The sequence below is a fragment of the Thauera sp. K11 genome, assembly GCF_002354895.1.
Taxonomy (GTDB): domain Bacteria; phylum Pseudomonadota; class Gammaproteobacteria; order Burkholderiales; family Rhodocyclaceae; genus Thauera; species Thauera sinica.
Genome location: NZ_CP023439.1, coordinates 4,203,627 through 4,222,429 on the forward strand (window position 1 = coordinate 4,203,627; position 18,803 = coordinate 4,222,429).

An 18,803-nucleotide genomic window follows, 5' to 3' on the forward strand; every position below is an offset into this window, starting at 1 on the left:
GCGGCTGCGCCGCCGAGCACGTCCGCGCCGCATGTCCCGCGCGCCTACCGCGCCGCGAGCTTTGCCGCGATCGTCGCTACGTGGCGGCCCTGGAAGCGGGCGATGGCAAGCTCGTTGTCGCTCGGCGTGCGCGAACCGTCGCCGCCGGCGATCGTCGTCGCGCCGTAGGGGCTGCCGCCGCTGATCTCGCTCATCGTCGTCTGGCGCGCCTCCGAATAGGGCACGCCCACCACGACCATGCCGTGGTGCAAGAGGGTCGTGTGGAAGCTGGTGAGCGTCGTCTCCTGGCCGCCGTGCTGGGTGCCCGTGCTGACGAAGGCGCTGCCCACCTTGCCGATCAGCGCCCCCCTGGCCCAGAGCCCACCGGTCTGGTCGAGGAAATTGCGCATCTGCGAGGCCATGTTGCCGAAGCGCGTCGGCGTGCCGAAGATGATCGCGTCGTAGTCGGCGAGTTCGGCCACCGTGGCGACGGGCGCGGCCTGATCCAGCTTGATGCCCGACTTGCGCGCGATCTCCTCCGGCACGAGTTCGGGCACGCGCTTGACCACCGCTTCGGCGCCCGCCTCGCGGGCCCCTTCCGCGACCGCGCCTGCCATTGCTTCGATGTGTCCGTACGACGAGTAGTAGAGAACGAGAACCTTGGTCACGGCTTTTCCTCCGGATGGTTGATGGTGCATCAGGGAACCACTTCCTGCCTGGCTCGCATACTTGCGCACGAACGCCGCATGCGAAGTCACTGCAGCCTGCGCGAGAAGCCGCGGAGGCGATCTTTCGTCACAGGATCGAGGGAGCGACCCGACCGCCCGCTGCGCACGTCGGGGCACGAAAACGGTTCGCCATTGCCTCGGCGACGAGGCAAACTAGCCCTCGCCCATGGAAATGGCAAGTAGGTACCGTTTGGTAACCAAGGAGGAGAAGCCTCGTGCCCCCGCGTGACGACCCGAGATCGCCGCCCCCGGATGATTGCCCGCTCGAACGCTATCTGCACGTGGTTGCCGGGACCTGGGTGCCGCGCATCATCTGGTTCCTCCGTTTCGGCCCTCGCCGCTTCGGGGATCTGAAGCGCGACCTCAAGTCGGTCTCGCCCAAGGTGCTCACCGGCAAGCTGCGCGCGCTGGAGGCGGAAGGGCTCGTCGTGCGCCGCGTGATCGACGCCTCCCCGCCGCAAGTCGAATATTCGCTCAGCTTGCGCGGCAGGGCGTTCGACCCGGTGTTCGAGGCGATGGCGCGCGTGTCCGCCGAGTTGAAGCGCCTCGACGGCATGGCCCCCGCAGAGGATCGCTGATCGCGGGGCGCATGCACCGCCTATCTTCCGGTCATGGCGCGGGCGCCGCCCCCGCCGCATCGGCTACAATCGGCCGAAACACGCGGACACGCTCATGATCGGCATCTTTCTCGTCACCCACGGCACGCTCGGCGAATCGCTCATCCAGTGCGCCTGCCACGTGCTCAACAAACGCCCGCCGCAGATCGTGCAGCTCGGGCTGGCGGCGCAGGACGACCCGCTCGACATCCTGCCGACGGCGCGCCAGATGCTGGGCTGGGCCGACAGCGGCGAGGGCGTGCTGCTGCTCACCGACATCTACGGCGCGACGCCGTGCAACGTCGCCGCCAAGCTGCTGGAGCCCGGGCGCGTGGAAGGCATCTCCGGCGTGAATCTGCCGATGCTGCTGCGCGTGCTGACCTACCGCGACCGCGACATGACCAACCTGCTGCAGCGCGCGGTGTCCGGCGGCTGCGATGGCGTGCTGCACATGAAGAACGGCTGAGACAGAACGAAGACCGCGGAAGAACAGGGGGAGAACGGAACATGCCGAAGGCGGAAGCCGAAATCGTCAACAAGCTCGGCCTGCATGCGCGCGCGTCGGCCAAGCTGACTCAGCTTGCGAGCAGTTTCGCCGCCGACGTATGGCTCGAGCGCAACGGCCGCAAGGTCAACGCCAAGAGCATCATGGGCGTGATGATGCTGGCCGCCGCGCGCGGCGCGACGATTGCCGTGGAAACCGAGGGCAACGATGCCGATGCCGCATTGCAGGCCATACTCGGGCTGATCGCGGACAAGTTCGGCGAAGGGGAGTGACGCCATGCCCTTCACCCTGCACGGCCTGCCGGTCTCCCAGGGGATCGCGATCGGCCATGTACACCTCGTGTCGCACGCGCTGCTCGAGGTCAACCACTACCACGTCGCGCCCAAGCACCTCGCCGACGAGATCGAACGCCTCGACGGCGCGATCGCCACGGTGCAGGGCGAACTCGTCGGCCTGAAGGCGGCCACCACCTCGGGCCAGGCGCATTCCGAGGTCGGCGCCTTCGTCGACCTGCAGATGATGATGCTGGCCGACCCGATGCTCACCGACACGGCGCGGGAACTCATCAAGTCCCGCGGCTGCAACGCCGAGTGGGCGCTGGTGCAGCAGATGGAACACCTGGTGGACCAGTTCCGCCAGATCGAGGACCCCTACCTGCGCGAGCGCCAGGCCGACGTGGTGCAGGTGGTGGAGCGCCTGGTGAAGGTGCTGCTGGGGCATCCCGGCCACCTGCCGCCCAAGCGCCGCGACGGGCTGGGGACGATCATCGTCGCGCACGACCTGTCGCCGTCGGACACCATCGGCTTCCGCGACCACAACATCTCCGGCTTCGTCACCGACGTGGGCGGCCCCACCAGCCACACCGCGATCGTCGCCCGCAGCCTCAAGATCCCGGCGGTGGTTGGCCTGCACCATGTGCGCGACCTCGTCGAGGACGACGAACTCGTCATCGTCGACGGCACGCGCGGCATCATCATCGTCGCCCCGGACGAACGCATCGTCGAGGAATACCGGCTGCGCCGCAGCGAGCTGGAGATCGAGCGCTCCAAGCTCAACCGGCTGCGCGACACGCGCGCGACGACGCTGGACGGCGAGACGATCAACCTGCTGTGCAACATCGAGACGCCCAAGGACATGGCCGCGGTGAAGACGGTGAAGGCCGACGGCATCGGCCTGTACCGCACCGAGTTCCTGTTCATGGGCCGCGACGTGCTGCCCGACGAGGAGGAGCAGTACGAAGCCTACCGCGCGGTGGTGAAGGCGATGCCGGACAAGCCGGTGACGATCCGCACCTTCGACCTGGGCGCCGACAAGGCGCTCGACCGCGCGCACGCACGCGTCGAACCGAACCCCGCCCTGGGCCTGCGCGCGGTCCGCTATTCCCTGGCCGAACCCAAGATGTTCCTCACCCAGTTGCGCGCGCTGCTGCGCGCCTCGGTGCATGGCCAGATGCAGATCATGGTGCCGATGCTGGCGCACGCGCAGGAGATCGACCAGACGCTGCGGCTCATCGACAAGGCCAAGGCCGAGCTGCGCGCCGAGAAGATCAAGTTCAACGAGGCGGTGCCGGTCGGCGGCATGATCGAGATCCCCGCCGCCGCGCTGGCGCTGGGCATGTTCATCCGCCGGCTGTCGTTCCTGTCCATCGGCACCAACGACCTGATCCAGTACACGCTGGCGATCGACCGCGCCGACGAGGCCGTGGTGCACCTCTACGATCCGCTGCACCCGGCGGTGCTCAAGCTCGTCGCCGGCACGATCTCCGCCGGCGCCCGCTTCGGCATGCCGGTGTCGGTGTGCGGCGAGATGGCGGGCGACCCCGAGTACACGCTGCTGCTGCTGGGCATGGGCCTGCGCAACTTCTCGATGCACCCGTCGAACATCCTCGAGATCAAGCAGCAGGTGCTGCGCGCCGACCTCGGCGAACTCGCGCCCAAGGTGCAGCGCATCCTGAAGATGGACGAGCAGGCCCGCGTGCGCGAGGCCGTGCAGCGGCTGGCACTCTGAACGCCCCGCATTGCGCCGCAGCAGCCCCGCCATTAGAATGGCGGCCTGTTTTGCGCCGGCCCCCGCCGGCGGCCCCTCGGGCGGGTGTCGTATAATGGCCATTACCTCAGCTTCCCAAGCTGATGACGAGGGTTCGATTCCCTTCACCCGCTCCACTTCGACTTTCCAGGGACTTCCAGAAAAGACCGAGGAACGTCGCAAGTGATTGTCACCATTCAGCTTTTTCACCATCGCTGAATCCAGTGACTTCCAGCGAAAACCACTGACTGCCGGTACAAAACGGTACATCAAGTGGTACATCGGAAAGCGGAGCTTCCCGTTTCCGCATAGTTGCTGGAGCGGCGCGGGGTCGGACAGGACCATGGCAGCCAACTCGATTCTCAGGAGTTGGGCGCATGCTCTCAGACCTCATGGTTCGCCAGGCCAAGGCCACTGGCAAGACATACACGCTGGCCGATTCGGACGGCCTCTCCCTCTTCGTTTCCGCCAACGGCGCCAAGGCCTGGCACTTCCGCTTCAGTTGGGGCGGCAAGCGTGATCGCATGTCCTTCGGCAGCTACCCGGCGCTCTCCCTGAAGGAGGCGCGCGAACTTCGCGATGAAGCCCACAACCTGCTCGCCAAGGGCGTTAACCCGCACACCGAACGGAAGCGCAAGCGCCACGCGATCGTGCTGGCGGGCGAACACACGTTCCAGGCGGTATATGACCAATGGTTGAAACACCGCAAGTTGTCACTGGAGGAAGGACGGCAGACCAGCCTGGAGCAGATCGCCCGCGTCTTCAAGAAGGACGTTTTCCCGGTGCTGCGTCACCTGACCATCTACGACATCACCCGCGCGCACCTGCTGGACATCATCGGCAAGGTAGAAAAGCGCGGCTCGCTGTCGGTGGCCGAGAAGCTGCGGACCTGGTTTACCCAACTGTTCACCTACGCCACGGTGGCGATCCCGAACATGCACGACAACCCGTCCAAGGACTTGGAGGTCGTCGCGCTGCCGCTGCCGCCGGTCGAACACAACCCGTTCCTGCGCATGCCCGAGCTGCCGATCATGTTGCAGACGCTGCGCAAGTACCGCGGGCGCCTGAACACGCAGTTGGGGATTCGGCTGCTGATGCTCACCGGCGTGCGCACCGGCGAGCTGCGCTTCGCCACGCCCGACCAGTTCGACCTGGAGCAAGGCCTGTGGATCATCCCGGTGGCCAGGCTCAAGCAGCGCGCACTGCTCACCAAGAAGAAGCGCAAGCGCCTGGTGGACATCCCGCCCTACATTGTGCCGTTGTCGGTGCAAGCCCAGGAGATCGTTCGCCACCTGCTGGACCAGTGCAAGCCGGCCCAGGTCTACCTCATCCCTGGCGACTGGTGCTTGAAGCATCCCGTCAGCGAGAACACGTTCAACGGCGCGCTCAAGCGCATGGGCTACGAGGACCAGCTCACGGGGCACGGCATCCGCGCCACGATGTCGACCGCGCTCAACGAACTTGGCTACCCGAAGAAGTGGGTGGATGCCCAGCTCTCGCACGCCGACCCGGACAAGATCAGCGCGACCTACAACCATGCCGAGTACGTCGAGCAGCGCCGCGTGATGATGCAGGATTGGGCCGATCGCCTGGACCTGTTCGAGCAGAACCAGGTCGAGGTCGCCAGCCGTCATCTGACCATCACGCTGCAGGGCCTGCCGACCATCGCCGGCCAAGCGGCGGTACAGCCGCCGGTGATCGACCTCACGGCACCACAGTTGATCGTGACCGCGCCGACGCCCGACCTGCCCGCAGCGCCGGCATCGGTGCAGCGGCTGTCGGCCGTGCGCATGCCCGAGTACGCGCGGCCGCGCCTGTCGGAGGTGCAGCGCGAACGCCTGCAGGTGCTGGAGACCTTTGAGGCGCCGCACAACCTCTCGGTGGCGGACTACGCCAAGCTCGCCGGCAAGTCGCGCCGGTGGATCACCTACGAGATCCAGGCTGGCAACCTGCTGTCGATCCACATGGGCCACCGCGGGCAGCGTGTGCCCGACTGGCAACTCGATCCGCTCAAGCGCAGGCTCGTGCAGTCCGTGCTCAAGCAGGTGCCGCGCGGGCTCGACACCTGGGCGATCTACCACGCGCTGCTACAGCCCTATGACGCGCTCGGCGGGCGCTCTGCCATCGAGGCAGTCAACCCGAAGAACCTGCACCTGGCTGCGCGGCTGGTCGCGGCGCAGAGCATCGCGGCGGATGATCTCGAGGACTCCGACATTCCGGTGCAGGTGCGGCGCAGCGTGCAGCGCCTGGTGCAAGACGCCATCACGGCCGATGCCGCCGAAGACCTGATGGAGCCTTGACGCGGCGGGACTTCAGGTCACGGAGCGGACGCGGCGCGCGAACCGCTCCTGGGGTTCGGTCAAGGCCTCAGACGTGTGCAGCAGGTAGGACATGACGATCGGCGGTGCGCCGGCCAGCGGTCGCACCACGATGCCGCGGCACTGGTATCCTGCCAGCCGCGCGGCGGGCGCGATGGCGATGCCGTAACCCGCGGCGACCAGCGTCATCGCCATGTCGAAGGTGCTCACGACCTGCTCGTGTGGCGCGTCGCCGATCAACCGATGCACCAGGGCCTGCCATGGCTCGTCCGCGGTAGATTGCGCACAGATGAGGGGCTGCTTTTGCAGTTCATGGCACGGTACGTCGCGATGGACCAGCAGGTGCGAACGCTTGGCGACGGCGACAGCCAGCGTGTCGTGCCACAACGGCTCGCACACCCAGCCAGGCCATTCCAGGTCCGTGGACGACAACGCGAAATCGAAGTCATCGTCCAGCGACTTGCTCGCCAGTTCCGCCGCAGCACATCGGACCAATGCAGCAGAGGTCTCCGGCTCTTCGGCACGTTGCAGTGCCAGCACGTCGGCAAGCTGTGAAGGCACCCACTCGCCGAGCACTGCCACACGGATCGCGGTGGAAGCATAGATCGATGTCACATCCAACCTCCTTCCCAAGGGCAAGAAACTCATCGCGACGGTGAAAGCATGAAGCATGCAATCGCGCTTTTGAGTTAAGTTTAACGTGGTTTATATCGAGGCAATGCTCGACGCTTTTGCTAATGCAGAAGCGCCAGATTCAGAGAGGCCGACCGACCGGCACGACCACCTACGAAGCAGAACCAGCCATCGCGTTTGGGGCCGCCGTTCGCGACGAGAGAACCAACCAGGGCATCGCCCAGGAAACGCTGGCTCACTTGGCCGGCATCGAGCGCTCGCACGTAGGCAAGATCGAGCGCGGCGAGCACACGCCCACGCTGCCCCTGATCCTCAAGATCGCCCGTGCGCTGAAATGCAGTTCTGCCCACCTGATGGCCCTGACCGAAGCCAAGCTGGCCGAACCGGCTCCTTCCAAGACTGAGGATTGAAGCCGGTCTCGCGCTGGCCGCTTTACCTATCCCTGTTCGTTATATTTGTTCTGCTCAAACCGAGAGATTTTCGTCTCTTGGCATGTCGCTGGCGAGACGTAGGTAAGGGTTATCGGGTGGCGTTTCTCCGAATACGCTGTCCGGTGCCAGGAGCAAATAGCCGTGCAGTCGCCGCGATTTGCGCGGTCCCGTGACTTCGCATGTCCAGATATTCAGTCCGCTGGCTTGCTTGCGGTGCGCGGCCAGTTTCTCGAAGCGCTTCTGCACCCACTGCCAAGCCTCTAGCTTCTCCTGCCGCGCGATGCTCGCCACCTGCGGATGTTCCTGTGCGTACCGCTGGAACACGCCGGGGCTGACTAGGTAGGCGGTCCCGGCGACGGTATGCACCAGGGCCTTGGCGTCGTTGATGATGAGTTTGCGCGAGCGCACGCCATGGGTCAGCCAGGCCATGAAGTCGTCGCCGGAGGGCTCGGCCTGTGGCCGGGGTGCCGAGGTTGGCGGTGTCGGCGGCGCCATCACCGCGCTGGCCAGGGAATCTCCTTCGGCGTCTGCCCGCGCGTCGGCGACGGGCTCGGGTGGCATCGGGAGCGGCGCCGACGCGGCGGGCGCCATGTCCAGCAGGTCGAGCAGCGCCCCGACACCGTTGTCCGCCGTCGCTGCCGTCATCGGGGGCGCGACCGGCGGGGCGCCGCTGTAGGCGGGCTCTGGCCCCGTGCGTGCCGCACCAGGCGTTGCGGGAACCTGCTGCGCCACGTCCTCGTGCTCCTGCTCGACCTGCACCTGGCCGGCGAACGGAGCGGGCCGCTCGGCCGCCTCCCAGATCAATGCGGGCGAGAGTTTCAGGAACGTGAAGCTGTGCGACCAACCGGCATCGCTGGCCACCGTGGCCTTCCAGATCGCCTTGCCGTCCGGCGTGGGCAAGGCGATGCCGTGGTCCTGCAGCACGTTGAACACCGCCGTGTTGCTGGCCGGGATGCCGTCGATGCCTTGCTGCAGCAAATGGGCGCGGAGCTTGTCCGAGACGGTCTTGCTCACCAGCCAGAGTGCGTCCTGGGTCAGCCAGCCGTCCGAGGCTTGAGGTTGGTTCAGCTTGAATTCCTCCCGCAGCAGGAAGCGCAGGCCATCGAGCAGCTTGCGCTGCAAGGCGTGTTTGGGCGCGGCCAACGCCTTGCTGGGATCGCCGCCGAGTTCCTGGGCCACCGAGGCCTGATCGGCCTGCACCACCAGTTCGCCGAGCGTGCCGGCATGCTCGTACTGGCCTGCCAGCACGTACAGGAGCGCGGCCCAGAGGTCGGGGTAGCCGGCGAGCCAGTCGAAGATGCCCGGATCGAGCAGCCGGGCGTAGAGCAGCCCGGTGGCGGCACTGTGCAGCCGGTACTCGCGCTCCTTGCGGTAGCGGAAGCGGTACGGCCGCCGCAGCGGGCCGTGCCACGGATGCCAGACCGTGCCGTCCGCGTACTCCACGTGCAGGTCGACGGCGACCTTGCCAACGTCGTGCAACAGCGCCGCATAGGCGGTGCCGGCCGTCCAGGCTTCGGCCTGGGCCGCTTGCGCCTCCGGCGTGGTGCCGGCGGGCAGCAGGTGCGACTGCCGCAGCTTGAGCGCGTAGGCGACGATTTCCAGGCCGTGGTCCAGCATGCCGCCCGGGTAGGCGTGGTGGTGGCTCTCGGATGCGGGGAATTGCTGGACCAGCTCGGCGTAGCGCTCCAGCGGCGCGAGGTACAGCGATGCGAATTGCCTGCGCGACAGCGAGGTGCGCTGCCAGATGTGCTCCAACAGCTTCTGCCGCCGGGGCGTCGCCAGCAGCGATGCGGCCGGCTCGGGCCGCATCAACCCTTTGCCGGTGTCGGCGGGAGGTATGGGTGTCGGCGTCGTGCCAGAGGATGGCGGCGGCCGTTTGCGTTGGAACAGCGAGAGCATGGCGAACCCCGGACGGCGGGCCGGTCGGGGGAGCCTTTTGGCCTTTTCGGGTAGGGCCATTCCCCTTGGCCCCATTCCCTTGCCCCTTCCCCAGCCCTTTGGCCTTTGGAAGCCTTTGGATATAGGGCAACCAGGGTGTCCCGACCACAACCAATACGGAGCTGGCCCAGGCCGATTGGTGATGATGTTTCAAGGAACGGCCTGCTTTCAGCAGCCGTTGAAACAGCGCCAAAGACTGAAACGCCTCCTGCCGCTCTCCACAGCCGTCGATGACCAGCAGGATCGCCGTCAGGCCTGACCCAGCCCCTCATCGAGGGCGTTGGCCTGCGCTGCGAAGTCCGCTGGGCGCCGCTTGCGAAACGCCTCCAGATTGGCGAGCTTCCAGCGCAAGGCGGGCAATTCGGCCGCGTGCGGGCACAGCACCAGCGACCAGTCGGGCTCGGCGCGTACCAGCCCGCTCAGGAACTGTCTGTGCCCCTCGGTCAGGCGACGAGGCAGTTCCTGTCGCATCTGTGCACGAGCGGCAAGCAGCGTGTCCAGCGAGCACTCCACTTCGGTCATGCCGACGAAAGCGCGCTCGTACTCCGCTGCGATGTCCTTGTCGTTGCCGAACAGCACTTCATGCGGCGGCCGGTTATGGCCGGCGAGGTAGAGCACGAAGCACTCGACCATGCCGTCGCTGAGGCCGCCAGACCCATAGAGCTGCCAGACGTCGAACAGGTCACGTGGGTGCTGCCGGTCCAGGGCCGCCACCAACTTGCCGGCATACAGCTCGTCGCGCGCCAGGATCGGCGCCTCGAACTCGACACCGAACAGGTCGCCGGTCTTGGCGCTCAACGGCTTTCGTTCAACCGGGAGCACCGTGCCGCGGAAGACGACGTTCACCTCGATCTTGACCTGGCTGGTGTCGTTCTCGACGATCAGCTTGGTGTCACCGAGATCCTTGCTGCGCACCAGGCGCGTCTGGATGCCCAGCGGTTGCACGCGTTGCGCGATGGCGGCCAGCTCGCCGTTGATCGCCTTCAGCGCGTCGTCGCGTGCGACCTGCCAGGGCCGGTACACCACGTCGATGTCCACCGACAAGCGCGGCATATCCTGCACGAACAGGTTGATCGCTGTGCCGCCCTTCATCGCAAAGATGTCGTTGGCGAAGACCTCGGGCGTGACGGCCAGCAGCAGGCGAACGGTATCGGCGTAGTTCTTATCCATGGGGATTCAGGCTCAGCAAGGTGCCGTCGGCCAGTCGGCTCATCCAGCGTTTTTCGCTGCCGGTGCGCAGCGGATGCCGCTCCAGCAGATCCTTGACGTCGACCACCTGCGTCTCGCGTGCCCAGGTGAGGAACAGACGAACGGTCTTCACACTGGTGCAGCACGACAGCAGTTGCCCGAGCAGTTCCTTCCTCGGCGAGCGCAGGCCATCGAAGAGGTTGCGGGCCTCTTCCAGGCTCTGCTTCGTCCCGGCCTCGTAGAGCAGCTCCAGCACGGCGCGCTCGGACACGGCGACTTGCAACCGATCGGGCAGGCCGGGCGGCGTGGTCAGGGTCTTGTCGGCCAGTGCGGCATCGGGCCAGTCGAACAGGTGCGCATGGACGTAGCGTGCCGGAAAGCGCGAAGTGAACCAGACCGGCAGCTCGTAGCGGCTGTTGCCCCACAGGACCAGCGTGTCGCGGCCGAGGTTGTGGCGCACACCCTGCAGGCCCAGCGCACTCTTGCCGCCGACGTGCAGGCCGGGCACGCGCTGCTGCAGGAACTTCAGCGCCCCGTAGACGCCGAACTCGTCGTTCGGGAAGGCGTAGACGCCCTGGGCCAGGCGCACGAGCCAGCCGCCCTCGGCATAGCGCGCGGCGAGCTTGGACGACACCCCCAGCGGCGCCAGGGTGGTCAGGTCGAACGGCGCACCACGTGGCAGCGTGGTCTGCAGCCGCTTGATTACTTGATGCCGTGAATTTCCATCCATCGTGGAAAAATAGCACAGAATCCAATCAAGCGCTTCCAGAGGACAGGATTCAGCGCTGAAATTCGCCTCATCGGGTATTTTCAATGCAACTTCTAATCGCGCCTGACGGCGCCACCCCTTGACATCGTAAGGAATTTTCCTTGCGGTGATTGCCAGGAGAGCCGTCATGCCCAACGTCAAGGAACTCGCCACTGTCACGTCCAAGGGACAGCTCACCCTGCCCAAGGCGGTTCGCCAGGCGCTGGGCGTGGAGGCCGGCGACAAGGTGGCGTTCGAGTTGCGCGAGGATGGCCAGGTCGTCGTCAGCCGCGGGGAGGCAGAGCATGAAGACCCGGCTATCGGTGCGTTCCTGACCCTGCTGGCTCGTGACATCGAGGCAGGGCGAAACATCCGCGGTCTGCCCGAGGAACTGGCTCGCACAATGCTGGAGCATGCAGGCCATGAGGTTGTCCTGGGCGACGACTTCGATGGGCGCGTGGAAATCTGATGCAGCGGCACGGCTGGACCCTGCTGTTCCATGAGGGCTTCATCGAGCAGTTGCGCAAGGTACAGGCGGCCGCAGTGCCGCTCAGCGACAGCGAGCCGCAGCAGTTCGATGGCGATGCCAACGCCAAGCTGTTTCAGGCGTTGAGCCATCGGGTCATGGACGCCGTGCCGGGCGATCCCTCGCGGGATGAGTTTCGTTACTGCAACATCGCGGAGCCGGCGCACTCCAACTGGCGGTGCGCGAGGATCGGCAGGCGGTTCCGCTTGTTCTTCCGCTACGACGCGAGGGCGAAAGTCATCGTGTTCGCAGCACTCAAGGACCGGGCTACGGCGATAGCACCGAGCCGCGAACAGTCGGATGCACTGAGCAGTCAGATCGACCCGACAGTGACGAAGGTACGGAGGCAACGAATGACCAGGCCTCGCCAGGAAAGATGAATTGAACATGAGGTAGCACCATGAAGACCGCAGCACAGACAACATTCCCCGAGCGCGTGGGCCGAACCCTGGGCCGGCTGTGGCGTGGCTGCGTTCGGCTGGATCGACGTGCGATGCAGGGACTGGTGGCAAAGGGTTGGAAACCCGGTGTCGCAAAGGGCGTGATGCTGATCGTCAAGATCGCAGCGTTTGCCGTGCTGCTCTACGCTGCGTTCTGGATGGCGTTGCTGCTTCTGTGCATCGTGGTCGTTGCGAGGATGGCCTGGCAACACGACTCTGACGACGATGCCGATTTCCTCGGGCGCAAAGCGGAAGAGAGAGACCATCGTGAAGGGCTGTTCTATCACCCGGCCATGCATGACGATGATCCCGATCCGCGATTCAAAGACGACTAACGGAACGCTCTACTTTTTCACTGCACTGATCGCCACGTTAGCTCCCGAACGTCCCGCTTGGCCCGCGTCCCGAGTACCGTTGGCGAGGCCTTGAAGAACACCGCCAGCACGGACACCGACCCATCCCAACGCTGTGATCCACAAGCTGGGTAGCACGAGGAACATCGTCGCCATCACGAAGTTCAACAACATGTCCCCGAAAGCGTTGTTTAGCCCGATCAGCGGATCGAAGTTGCTGTGCGGCCGGTTCGCTCCGAACCCCCAGCCATAGAGCGCGTCGAGAATCGTCGAGTCGAGCCAGCGCGCGAGCTGGAACCAGAAGTCCACGAAGAACAGCGCGAACTCCACGCAGCTCACCGCGACCAGGGCCTTCAGCTCGTAGGTGCCGAAAACCAGCACCAGCGGGATGCAGATGACCAGCGCCATCTTGAGCAGCGACAGCACCATCGGCAGCGCCTGGCGCACCACGTCCATGGCCGGGAAAACGCCGAGCGAGCCCATCGTCATGCCGAGGTCGCCGGCGCCGCGCGTGACGATGTTGGGCAGCGTCTTTTCGATCTGCCCTCCGTAGTCGGTGTAGACCGAGCCCTGGTTCATCTTCTGCTGCTTTGGCGAGACCACGGCGCGGACCACCGAGTCGTTCACCTCCGCCTGTGACAGGAAGCCCGCCCAGCGGCCCATGCGCGTCAGCAGATCGGGGTCGACCTGCGCCAGAAGGCGCGCACGCAGGCCACTGTTGCCGTCGGACCACCATTGCTGGCACGTGGGATAGCCCCCGCCGCTGTCCACCTGAGCCAGCCCCGCATCGCGCGTCGCGTCATACGGCCAGGCGGTGCGGGGCGTGTTGGAGTGGTATGTGTCGTAGAAGCCCGTGCTGCCCAGGAAGTAGCTCGACCCGATCCAGGTGACGTCGTTCATCTGCTCGTCGGAGAGCGTGGGCCGGTTCATGAACAACTTGGCACGCGACGGGCCGTAGCAGTCGTGCACGAAGTCGCCCACCTCCTGAGCCAGCACTGGGTCGTCGATGCGGGTGGCGTCCACGTCCATGCGCATCTGCCGCAGGTCGGTGCCGCAGGGGATCGCCGCCACCGCCCCGCCCGTGACCGCCTTCGAGATCGCGTGCATGAAGAACCACCACACCGGCACCAGCGCGTTCTGGTTGTTGAGCGTCGTGTAGGCGTTGGACCAGCCCGTGTCGTTGGGTTGCGGGACGCTGACCTGGCACTGCGCAGAGCGCGTCGTGTCGAACCGGATCGTGCTGAGGTCGACCGGTATGAAGGGGATGCCGGCGAACAGGATGACGACGATCGCCACCCACACGCGGTTCTCGATGCGCATCGAGGACAGCACGCCCTTATTGCCCTCGTCGGCGCCTTCGGCGCGTGCGCGCAGCCACTCCTGCACGACGATCACAACGAAGGGCAGCGCAAACACGCCGCTGGCCACCAGGATGTTCCAGATGCCGTTGTTGACGATCCACCCGACGAGCGTCAGGTAATACTCCAGGTAGTCGGTCGTGTAGAGGGTCATGGCGTGCTCCTCGCCTCAGTCGTTCAGCCGCTGCGCAGCAGTTGGCTGCCTTCGAGCAGCACGAGGGTGACGACGGCCGCGATCTCGACGCGCAGCAGGCGCTGGTGCGCCTCGGGCGAAGGCTCGCGCTCGCGCAGGCGCCGACGCATCCACCACCAGCCGTAGGACGTGGCTGCGTAGAGCAGCAGCCGCCACACTAGGAAGTGGGCCGAGTGCTCGCGCAGCCACCGCTCCCAGCCGTCGATGCTGCCGACGACATGCACGCCGACGACGTTGACACCCGCCGCGATGCCGGCGACCGCCAGCACCCACAGCAGCGCGAGGACTACGCGCCGGTTGAACAACCAGGCGGGCCGCAGCCAGGCCCATGCGCGCGCGGCCATCAGTTGTTCCTCGGCTTCTGCACTTCCTTGAGCCGGTCGCGCGTGGTGTCGCCCTCGAAGATGCCGCGCGAGCCGGCGGCGCGGGTGCCGTGCCGCTGCACGATCGCCATCGCCGAATTGCCAGCCAGCGTGCGCCGCAGCTCTAGTTCGGTCTTGAGGTTGTTGATCTCCTGCTCCAGCGTGGTGTTCTCCCGGTCGACTGCCTTCACGGCCAGCTCGTTGGCGGCGACGTTCGGCTCTTTCTTGCCGGTCAGTAGCGTGCGCTGCAACAGCAGGGCCTTCTCCAGAACGCTCGACAGCGCGGCCTCGGACGCCAGGCGCTTGCCCAGCAGGTCTTGATCGGGCTCGTCGCGCAGCGCCTCGACCACGCCGCGCGTGATCGGCAGCGAGTTGCTGCCGGCGGCTTCGAGGTTCGCCACCGTCATCGGCGTCGAGCCCGTCACAAGGCCCTGCAGCGCCTGCAGCTTGGCCTCGTACTCTTCCTGGATCACCGGCGTCAGGCCGACGCCGGGCGTCGTCTGCGTCTTCGTGCAGGTCTCGCAGGTGCGTTGCTCGCGCTCGCCGAGCACGCGCGTTGCGAAGTCCGCGGCGGCCTGCGGCGAGGACCAGGTTTGGCAGGTCAGCCGGTTGCCGCAGGACGCGCGCGGGATGGACGAGGTGTCCGTGACGCCGCGGCTGTTCAGCAGGTTGTAGCCGGCGCGGGTCACGTCGCCGACCACCTTGATCGAACCCTGGCCCGAGCCACCTGCGTTGCTGCCCCCGACCCAGGGCACGCCGTTGTTGCCCTTGTTCGATTCGGCCTGCTCGACGGCGGACACCGCATCGGTGCTACTCACCGCATCGCGCAGCGCGAAGCCTTCGGCGAGTTGATCCCAACCGGCCTGGCCACCGGCCATGTCCGCCATCCGGTTGGCCATCGCCTTGCACGTCAGCTTGCTGCGGTCGAAGTCGAGCCGAGCTTGCAGCACGCCATTTGTCAGCAGGTTGTAGAGGCCCGGATCGGCGCGCTGGATGATCAGCGCCGGCAGAGAGGCCACCGCGCTGGTCGCGCTCTGGATCACGTTGCTCATGATCTGCTGGAAGCCGTTGGTGATGCCGTTCAACTGGTTCTGCAGCGTCGTCGTGATGCTCATGTCGCCGCAAATGAGGTTGCTGTTCCAACCAATGCCCACACCGATGCTCTGCATGTTCCCGGCGCCGCCCATGGACACGGCCCGACCGCCACCGATGCTGTAGAGCACGTCGTCGCCGATCACGCTGCCGCTCACGCCGACACCGGTCGGGTTGATGCGGGTCTGCGCCCACGCGACGCCGGCCGCGGCGGTGATGGCGCAGGCGAGCGCGATGCTGAGTGTGTAGGGCTTGGCGCGTTGCGCGAGACGGGAGATGAAAGTTTGCACGGGGGTTTTCATGGGCTTTCCTCAGTTGAAATCGACGCTGCCGAGGAAAACCTGGCCGCGGCGCTGGCAGCAGGCATAGGGCCGCCACAGCGCCCAGGCGTAGTCGCCCTGCTGCGCCTGCGTGAGGCTTCCGCTGTGCGGGAAGACAACGCAACTGTTCGAGAGCGTGGGCGTGAGCGGTTGCCACTTGCCCGTCGAGGCGTCGGTCTCCATCAGTGCGCCGGCCGGCCAGTAGCCGTCGCGGGCGTCGGCGAGCAGCGGCTGGTACACGTGGATCTGGTTGCGCCGCGTCACGACGTCGCCCGCGCGTTGCGCGACCACGGCGCCGCTCTTGTGGTCATCGGTCTGGTGCAGGAAGCCCCCGCGGGCGTACACGTTGCCCCACAGGTTCAGGCCGGTGCGCGTGCCGATCTCGCGCCGGCCGGGAATGAGCGCTTCGGGGTAGAAGGCTTCCGGGATGTTGTAGCGCCAGGCGATGGTGTCCAGCGTGCTGAGCAGGTACGGCATGAAGGCCGTGCCGGCGCCCTCGCAGGAGTAGCCGAAGGAACTCGCGAACTGGCTGAACACGTAGCCGCCGGGGTGGCCGATGACATCGGCGTTCTTGAACTTGGCGAGGTTGTTCTCGTTGTCGTGGTTCGTCGTGCCATCGCCGCCGGCCTGCGCCGTGGGATTCGGCGTGCTCATCGCGCGCACCTCGACCCAGGGGTTCTCGCCAGTGTTGCTGTAGCTCGACACCACCGCGTCCGGCACGTAGTGCCGCACCTTCACCGACGTGCGTACCGAGCAGCCGAACGTGGTGCAGAACAGCCAGTAGCAGATGCCGACGACGCGGTACTCGATGCAGTCGGGCGACAGGGCCGAGGACACGATGGTGGCGGTGTTCAGGGCGAAGCTCGATGCCGCGCCGCCCAGCAGCACCGAAGCGATGGCAAGGCGCGCGCGGCGCGACGATGCCGACAGCAGGCGCTTCATGGCTGTGTCCTCCGATGGGCTTGGATGCGGGCCACGGCGCGCGCCACGTCGGGCTCGCCGTAAACCACATACCGGCGATCGACCACGACGGCGGGCACCTTGGCGATGCCCAGGCCCCAGGCATCGGCCACACCTTGGTAGGCGGTGCCGATCCGGCGCTGCAAGGCCTGGCCGCCATCGCGCAAGCGCTGCTGCACGAGGGCAGCGGCGCGGCTGGGATCGTTGGGCAGACCGGCCGCCAGCTCGGCCTCGATGCGCTCGGGCAGGTCCAGCTCGACCACGCGGGCGCCGGACGTGGATTGCACCGGATGGCTGCTGTCGGTCACGACCAGCACGTCGGCGGCAGAAGCGACCTGGCCACACAGGGCAAGCAGCAGCCCTCCCGCGCACGCGATGCGCGTGGCCCGCAGCCGCGGGATGGAATTGAACAAGGGAGCCGTCATGGCGGGCGTCCTGGGAATGAGAGCAAGGTCCCTAGTCGAACGCCGAAGGCATGTCCGCTGCGACAAGGAATGCGCACCGCGCACACCCCGCTTTCGCCAGCGCCTCAAGGAAGAAGAACGGGAGCCGAAGCTCCCGTGTGGATCAGGCGACCGCAGCCGTGGCCGCCGAGGCTTGAACGGCGCGGCGGGCATGGGCCTGCCAGAATGGATCGACCAGCCGGCCGGCGAGCACGCGGGCACGCAGGCGCAGGCGCTCGGCCGTGCTGTGGTTGTCCCAGCCAGCTTCGTAGGAAGCCTCGCCGCGCAGGTCATCAACCTGCTTCGCGACGTCGGCGGCTTCCGCATCTGAGGCGGTGGGTTCGCACCAGCGGATGCGGCTGCCGCACTGCACCTCGCTGGAGACAACCAGCCGATCGAGCGAATCGCGGATCAGGACCAGCTCCGGCCTAAAGTCCAGCGCCTCGATCTCCGATCTCAGATCGAACTCGTCTTTTGACAGTTCGTCCGCTGCGAGGGCCAGGGCCTCCTCGATCAGGCCGTGTTGGCCCAGCTCAAGGATGTGAGGTGTCCACCAGGTCCCGAAAACGGGATCATCCTCGGGGTACTCGATGTAGCCTTGGCAGGTGATCGTGAACTGGCGCCAGAACACATCCTCGCGGATGAAGGTTCCGGCGCGGTAAGGCGTGGCCACGAAGGTCACACCATCAACAACATGGATCTTGGGTTGCATGGCAGTCTCCAAAGAAGGTGCGGAAGCGCCATGCCGCCCCTGCGGGCGTGGGCGACCCGCGTGGGATAAACAACAAGCGAAGGAAGAACAGGCATCCGCCACCGCAGCGCGGCGGCTGTTCGCGTCGAGGGATGCGAAGCGAACGGGGTCGATCAGCGCGGCCGGGGGCCGCGGCGTAGCCTTGAAGATCGGGGCTACCTGGGCATGTCGCCGAGGGACTCGGCAGGCATTTCCTTCGATGCGGTCTCGGTGGTGCCGCCGGCCGCCAGCAGGTCGATGGCCGACAGCAGCGCATCGCCTTCCACCGGGCCATGCAGCAACAGCGTCTTTCCGGAATGGCGGTCCCGCAGGCGCAGCGTGGGCGTGACCTTGATGCCCTCCTGCGCGGCGATCGCCGACTGCGCGCGGATCAGCGCATCGGGACGGTCGCTGTCGAGGCATTGCTGGGCGGCGGGCGTGATGCCGGGATAGCCCAGGCCCTCGGGCAGGCCCTGGCCGTCGCCGCGGGTATGCGCGTAGACCCACTCCACGGCGTGCCAGAAAGCGGCCGGGCCGCCGGCCTCGCCGACACACTCGACCAGGCGCGCATTGGCAGTCGCCGCAGGCTCATGCGTGGTCAGCGGCAGGTGCTGCCACTGCCAGTTCACCTCGGGGTGAGCATCGATCCACTGTTTGAGCACCGCGAAGTAGGCGCGGCAGAACGGACATTCGAGGTCGGCGTACTCCACCACCGTGAAGCGCGCATCGTCGCGCCCGTAGCGCCACGGCGGGCCGGTGGTGGTGGCGGATGCCGGCGCGGGCGCCGGTTTGAAGTCGGCCGACGTGGAAACGTCTTCAGCGATCGGCGCCTGTGGCTGCATGCCTAGCCAGACCGCTGCGATCAGCGCGACGACGAGCAGCACGGCGACCAGTGCGACCGGGCGGGATGGAATGAAGCGAGCGATCCGCATGGTGT

The 18,803-nt window shown here is 66.4% G+C and carries 21 protein-coding genes and 1 tRNA gene; 10 read left to right on the forward strand and 12 right to left on the reverse strand.

What is annotated here, in order from left to right; genetic code table 11:
- Positions 1-44: 44 nt before the first annotated feature.
- Complete coding sequence (wrbA, locus tag CCZ27_RS18360; RefSeq protein ID WP_096450636.1) at positions 45-647, reverse strand: NAD(P)H:quinone oxidoreductase; 603 nt, start codon at positions 645-647, stop codon at positions 45-47.
- A gap of 275 nt (positions 648-922) precedes the next feature.
- On the opposite strand from wrbA, the gene CCZ27_RS18365 reads away from it, so the two are divergent.
- From CCZ27_RS18365 to CCZ27_RS18390, 6 genes are all read left to right on the forward strand, one after another.
- The gene (locus CCZ27_RS18365; protein ID WP_096450638.1) at positions 923-1,285 is read left to right on the forward strand and encodes a winged helix-turn-helix transcriptional regulator; all 363 of its coding nucleotides are present in this window, start codon (positions 923-925) and stop codon (positions 1,283-1,285) included.
- A gap of 94 nt (positions 1,286-1,379) precedes the next feature.
- Entirely contained in the window at positions 1,380-1,769 is a 390-nt protein-coding gene (locus tag CCZ27_RS18370) for a PTS sugar transporter subunit IIA (RefSeq protein WP_096450640.1), read from the forward strand.
- 41 nt (positions 1,770-1,810) lie between these two features.
- The gene (locus tag CCZ27_RS18375; protein WP_096450642.1) at positions 1,811-2,080 is read left to right on the forward strand and encodes an HPr family phosphocarrier protein; all 270 of its coding nucleotides are present in this window, start codon (positions 1,811-1,813) and stop codon (positions 2,078-2,080) included.
- Positions 2,081-2,084: 4 nt separating this feature from the next.
- Positions 2,085-3,815 (forward strand): phosphoenolpyruvate--protein phosphotransferase, encoded by a 1,731-nt coding sequence (gene ptsP, locus CCZ27_RS18380; RefSeq protein WP_096450644.1) that lies wholly within the window; start codon positions 2,085-2,087, stop codon positions 3,813-3,815.
- Between the two features lie 80 nt (positions 3,816-3,895).
- A tRNA-Gly gene (locus CCZ27_RS18385) sits at positions 3,896-3,970 on the forward strand.
- A 240-nt stretch (positions 3,971-4,210) separates the two neighbouring features.
- Complete coding sequence (locus CCZ27_RS18390) at positions 4,211-6,133, forward strand: tyrosine-type recombinase/integrase (RefSeq protein ID WP_096450646.1); 1,923 nt, start codon at positions 4,211-4,213, stop codon at positions 6,131-6,133.
- Between the two features lie 12 nt (positions 6,134-6,145).
- Here the strand turns inward: CCZ27_RS18390 and CCZ27_RS18395 are convergent, their stop codons facing one another.
- Positions 6,146-6,766, reverse strand: a complete 621-nt coding sequence (locus CCZ27_RS18395; RefSeq protein ID WP_232516462.1) for a substrate-binding domain-containing protein — start codon at positions 6,764-6,766, stop codon at positions 6,146-6,148.
- A gap of 122 nt (positions 6,767-6,888) precedes the next feature.
- On the opposite strand from CCZ27_RS18395, the gene CCZ27_RS18400 reads away from it, so the two are divergent.
- Positions 6,889-7,194: a helix-turn-helix domain-containing protein gene (locus CCZ27_RS18400; protein ID WP_096450650.1), complete on the forward strand. Its 306-nt coding sequence runs from the start codon at positions 6,889-6,891 to the stop codon at positions 7,192-7,194.
- Between the two features lie 54 nt (positions 7,195-7,248).
- Here CCZ27_RS18400 and mobH read toward each other — a convergent pair whose 3' ends face one another.
- The 3 genes from mobH to CCZ27_RS18415 all read right to left on the reverse strand — a co-directional run bounded on the left by mobH (position 7,249) and on the right by CCZ27_RS18415 (position 11,071).
- Positions 7,249-9,114, reverse strand: a complete 1,866-nt coding sequence (gene mobH / locus CCZ27_RS18405) for a MobH family relaxase (protein WP_096450652.1) — start codon at positions 9,112-9,114, stop codon at positions 7,249-7,251.
- Between the two features lie 288 nt (positions 9,115-9,402).
- Positions 9,403-10,323: a nucleotidyl transferase AbiEii/AbiGii toxin family protein gene (locus CCZ27_RS18410; protein WP_096450654.1), complete on the reverse strand. Its 921-nt coding sequence runs from the start codon at positions 10,321-10,323 to the stop codon at positions 9,403-9,405.
- A complete protein-coding gene (locus CCZ27_RS18415; RefSeq protein ID WP_096450656.1) occupies positions 10,316-11,071 on the reverse strand; it encodes a type IV toxin-antitoxin system AbiEi family antitoxin domain-containing protein in 756 nt (251 codons plus the stop codon). Before CCZ27_RS18415 ends, CCZ27_RS18410 begins: the two co-directional genes overlap by 8 nt.
- A gap of 166 nt (positions 11,072-11,237) precedes the next feature.
- Between CCZ27_RS18415 and CCZ27_RS18420 the strand changes: the two genes are divergently transcribed.
- From CCZ27_RS18420 to CCZ27_RS18430, 3 genes are read left to right on the forward strand one after another with little or no spacing between them, the layout of a single operon-like run.
- Positions 11,238-11,558 (forward strand): type II toxin-antitoxin system PrlF family antitoxin, encoded by a 321-nt coding sequence (locus tag CCZ27_RS18420; protein WP_096450658.1) that lies wholly within the window; start codon positions 11,238-11,240, stop codon positions 11,556-11,558.
- Positions 11,558-11,995: a type II toxin-antitoxin system YhaV family toxin gene (locus CCZ27_RS18425; RefSeq protein ID WP_096450660.1), complete on the forward strand. Its 438-nt coding sequence runs from the start codon at positions 11,558-11,560 to the stop codon at positions 11,993-11,995. Before CCZ27_RS18420 ends, CCZ27_RS18425 begins: the two co-directional genes overlap by 1 nt.
- A 20-nt stretch (positions 11,996-12,015) precedes the next feature.
- Positions 12,016-12,390, forward strand: a complete 375-nt coding sequence (locus CCZ27_RS18430) for a DUF3742 family protein (protein WP_096450662.1) — start codon at positions 12,016-12,018, stop codon at positions 12,388-12,390.
- 9 nt (positions 12,391-12,399) lie between these two features.
- Here CCZ27_RS18430 and CCZ27_RS18435 read toward each other — a convergent pair whose 3' ends face one another.
- From CCZ27_RS18435 to CCZ27_RS18465, 7 genes are all read right to left on the reverse strand, one after another.
- Positions 12,400-13,920, reverse strand: a complete 1,521-nt coding sequence (locus CCZ27_RS18435) for a conjugal transfer protein TraG N-terminal domain-containing protein (RefSeq protein WP_096450664.1) — start codon at positions 13,918-13,920, stop codon at positions 12,400-12,402.
- 23 nt (positions 13,921-13,943) lie between these two features.
- The gene (locus CCZ27_RS18440) at positions 13,944-14,303 is read right to left on the reverse strand and encodes a hypothetical protein (RefSeq protein ID WP_096450666.1); all 360 of its coding nucleotides are present in this window, start codon (positions 14,301-14,303) and stop codon (positions 13,944-13,946) included.
- Positions 14,303-15,715, reverse strand: a complete 1,413-nt coding sequence (locus CCZ27_RS18445) for an integrating conjugative element protein (protein ID WP_198363181.1) — start codon at positions 15,713-15,715, stop codon at positions 14,303-14,305. The genes CCZ27_RS18440 and CCZ27_RS18445 overlap by 1 nt, the downstream gene beginning before the upstream one ends.
- Positions 15,716-15,724: 9 nt before the next feature.
- Positions 15,725-16,675, reverse strand: a complete 951-nt coding sequence (locus tag CCZ27_RS18450) for a TIGR03756 family integrating conjugative element protein (RefSeq protein ID WP_096450668.1) — start codon at positions 16,673-16,675, stop codon at positions 15,725-15,727.
- Positions 16,672-17,118, reverse strand: a complete 447-nt coding sequence (locus CCZ27_RS18455; protein ID WP_096450670.1) for a TIGR03757 family integrating conjugative element protein — start codon at positions 17,116-17,118, stop codon at positions 16,672-16,674. Before CCZ27_RS18455 ends, CCZ27_RS18450 begins: the two co-directional genes overlap by 4 nt.
- 142 nt (positions 17,119-17,260) lie before the next feature.
- The gene (locus CCZ27_RS18460; RefSeq protein ID WP_096450672.1) at positions 17,261-17,848 is read right to left on the reverse strand and encodes a hypothetical protein; all 588 of its coding nucleotides are present in this window, start codon (positions 17,846-17,848) and stop codon (positions 17,261-17,263) included.
- A 194-nt stretch (positions 17,849-18,042) separates the two neighbouring features.
- Positions 18,043-18,798, reverse strand: a complete 756-nt coding sequence (locus CCZ27_RS18465) for a DsbA family protein (RefSeq protein WP_096450674.1) — start codon at positions 18,796-18,798, stop codon at positions 18,043-18,045.
- Positions 18,799-18,803 lie beyond the last annotated feature (5 nt).

Bases quoted from the DNA above. Each gene is read 5' to 3' on its own strand.
- CCZ27_RS18390 (WP_096450646.1), top strand. From the start codon at position 4,211: ATGCTCTCAGACCTCATGGTTCGCCAGGCCAAGGCCACTGGCAAGACA.
- CCZ27_RS18420 (WP_096450658.1), top strand. From the start codon at position 11,238: ATGCCCAACGTCAAGGAACTCGCCACTGTCACGTCCAAGGGACAGCTC.
- CCZ27_RS18455 (WP_096450670.1), bottom strand. From the start codon at position 17,118: ATGACGGCTCCCTTGTTCAATTCCATCCCGCGGCTGCGGGCCACGCGC.
- CCZ27_RS18400 (WP_096450650.1), top strand. From the start codon at position 6,889: ATGCAGAAGCGCCAGATTCAGAGAGGCCGACCGACCGGCACGACCACC.
- CCZ27_RS18370 (WP_096450640.1), top strand. From the start codon at position 1,380: ATGATCGGCATCTTTCTCGTCACCCACGGCACGCTCGGCGAATCGCTC.
- CCZ27_RS18440 (WP_096450666.1), bottom strand. From the start codon at position 14,303: ATGGCCGCGCGCGCATGGGCCTGGCTGCGGCCCGCCTGGTTGTTCAAC.
- CCZ27_RS18435 (WP_096450664.1), bottom strand. From the start codon at position 13,920: ATGACCCTCTACACGACCGACTACCTGGAGTATTACCTGACGCTCGTC.
- CCZ27_RS18375 (WP_096450642.1), top strand. From the start codon at position 1,811: ATGCCGAAGGCGGAAGCCGAAATCGTCAACAAGCTCGGCCTGCATGCG.
- mobH (WP_096450652.1), bottom strand. From the start codon at position 9,114: ATGCTCTCGCTGTTCCAACGCAAACGGCCGCCGCCATCCTCTGGCACG.
- CCZ27_RS18450 (WP_096450668.1), bottom strand. From the start codon at position 16,675: ATGAAGCGCCTGCTGTCGGCATCGTCGCGCCGCGCGCGCCTTGCCATC.
- CCZ27_RS18430 (WP_096450662.1), top strand. From the start codon at position 12,016: ATGAAGACCGCAGCACAGACAACATTCCCCGAGCGCGTGGGCCGAACC.
- CCZ27_RS18460 (WP_096450672.1), bottom strand. From the start codon at position 17,848: ATGCAACCCAAGATCCATGTTGTTGATGGTGTGACCTTCGTGGCCACG.
- CCZ27_RS18415 (WP_096450656.1), bottom strand. From the start codon at position 11,071: ATGGATGGAAATTCACGGCATCAAGTAATCAAGCGGCTGCAGACCACG.
- CCZ27_RS18425 (WP_096450660.1), top strand. From the start codon at position 11,558: ATGCAGCGGCACGGCTGGACCCTGCTGTTCCATGAGGGCTTCATCGAG.
- CCZ27_RS18445 (WP_198363181.1), bottom strand. From the start codon at position 15,715: ATGAAAACCCCCGTGCAAACTTTCATCTCCCGTCTCGCGCAACGCGCC.
- CCZ27_RS18465 (WP_096450674.1), bottom strand. From the start codon at position 18,798: ATGCGGATCGCTCGCTTCATTCCATCCCGCCCGGTCGCACTGGTCGCC.
- ptsP (WP_096450644.1), top strand. From the start codon at position 2,085: ATGCCCTTCACCCTGCACGGCCTGCCGGTCTCCCAGGGGATCGCGATC.
- CCZ27_RS18410 (WP_096450654.1), bottom strand. From the start codon at position 10,323: ATGGATAAGAACTACGCCGATACCGTTCGCCTGCTGCTGGCCGTCACG.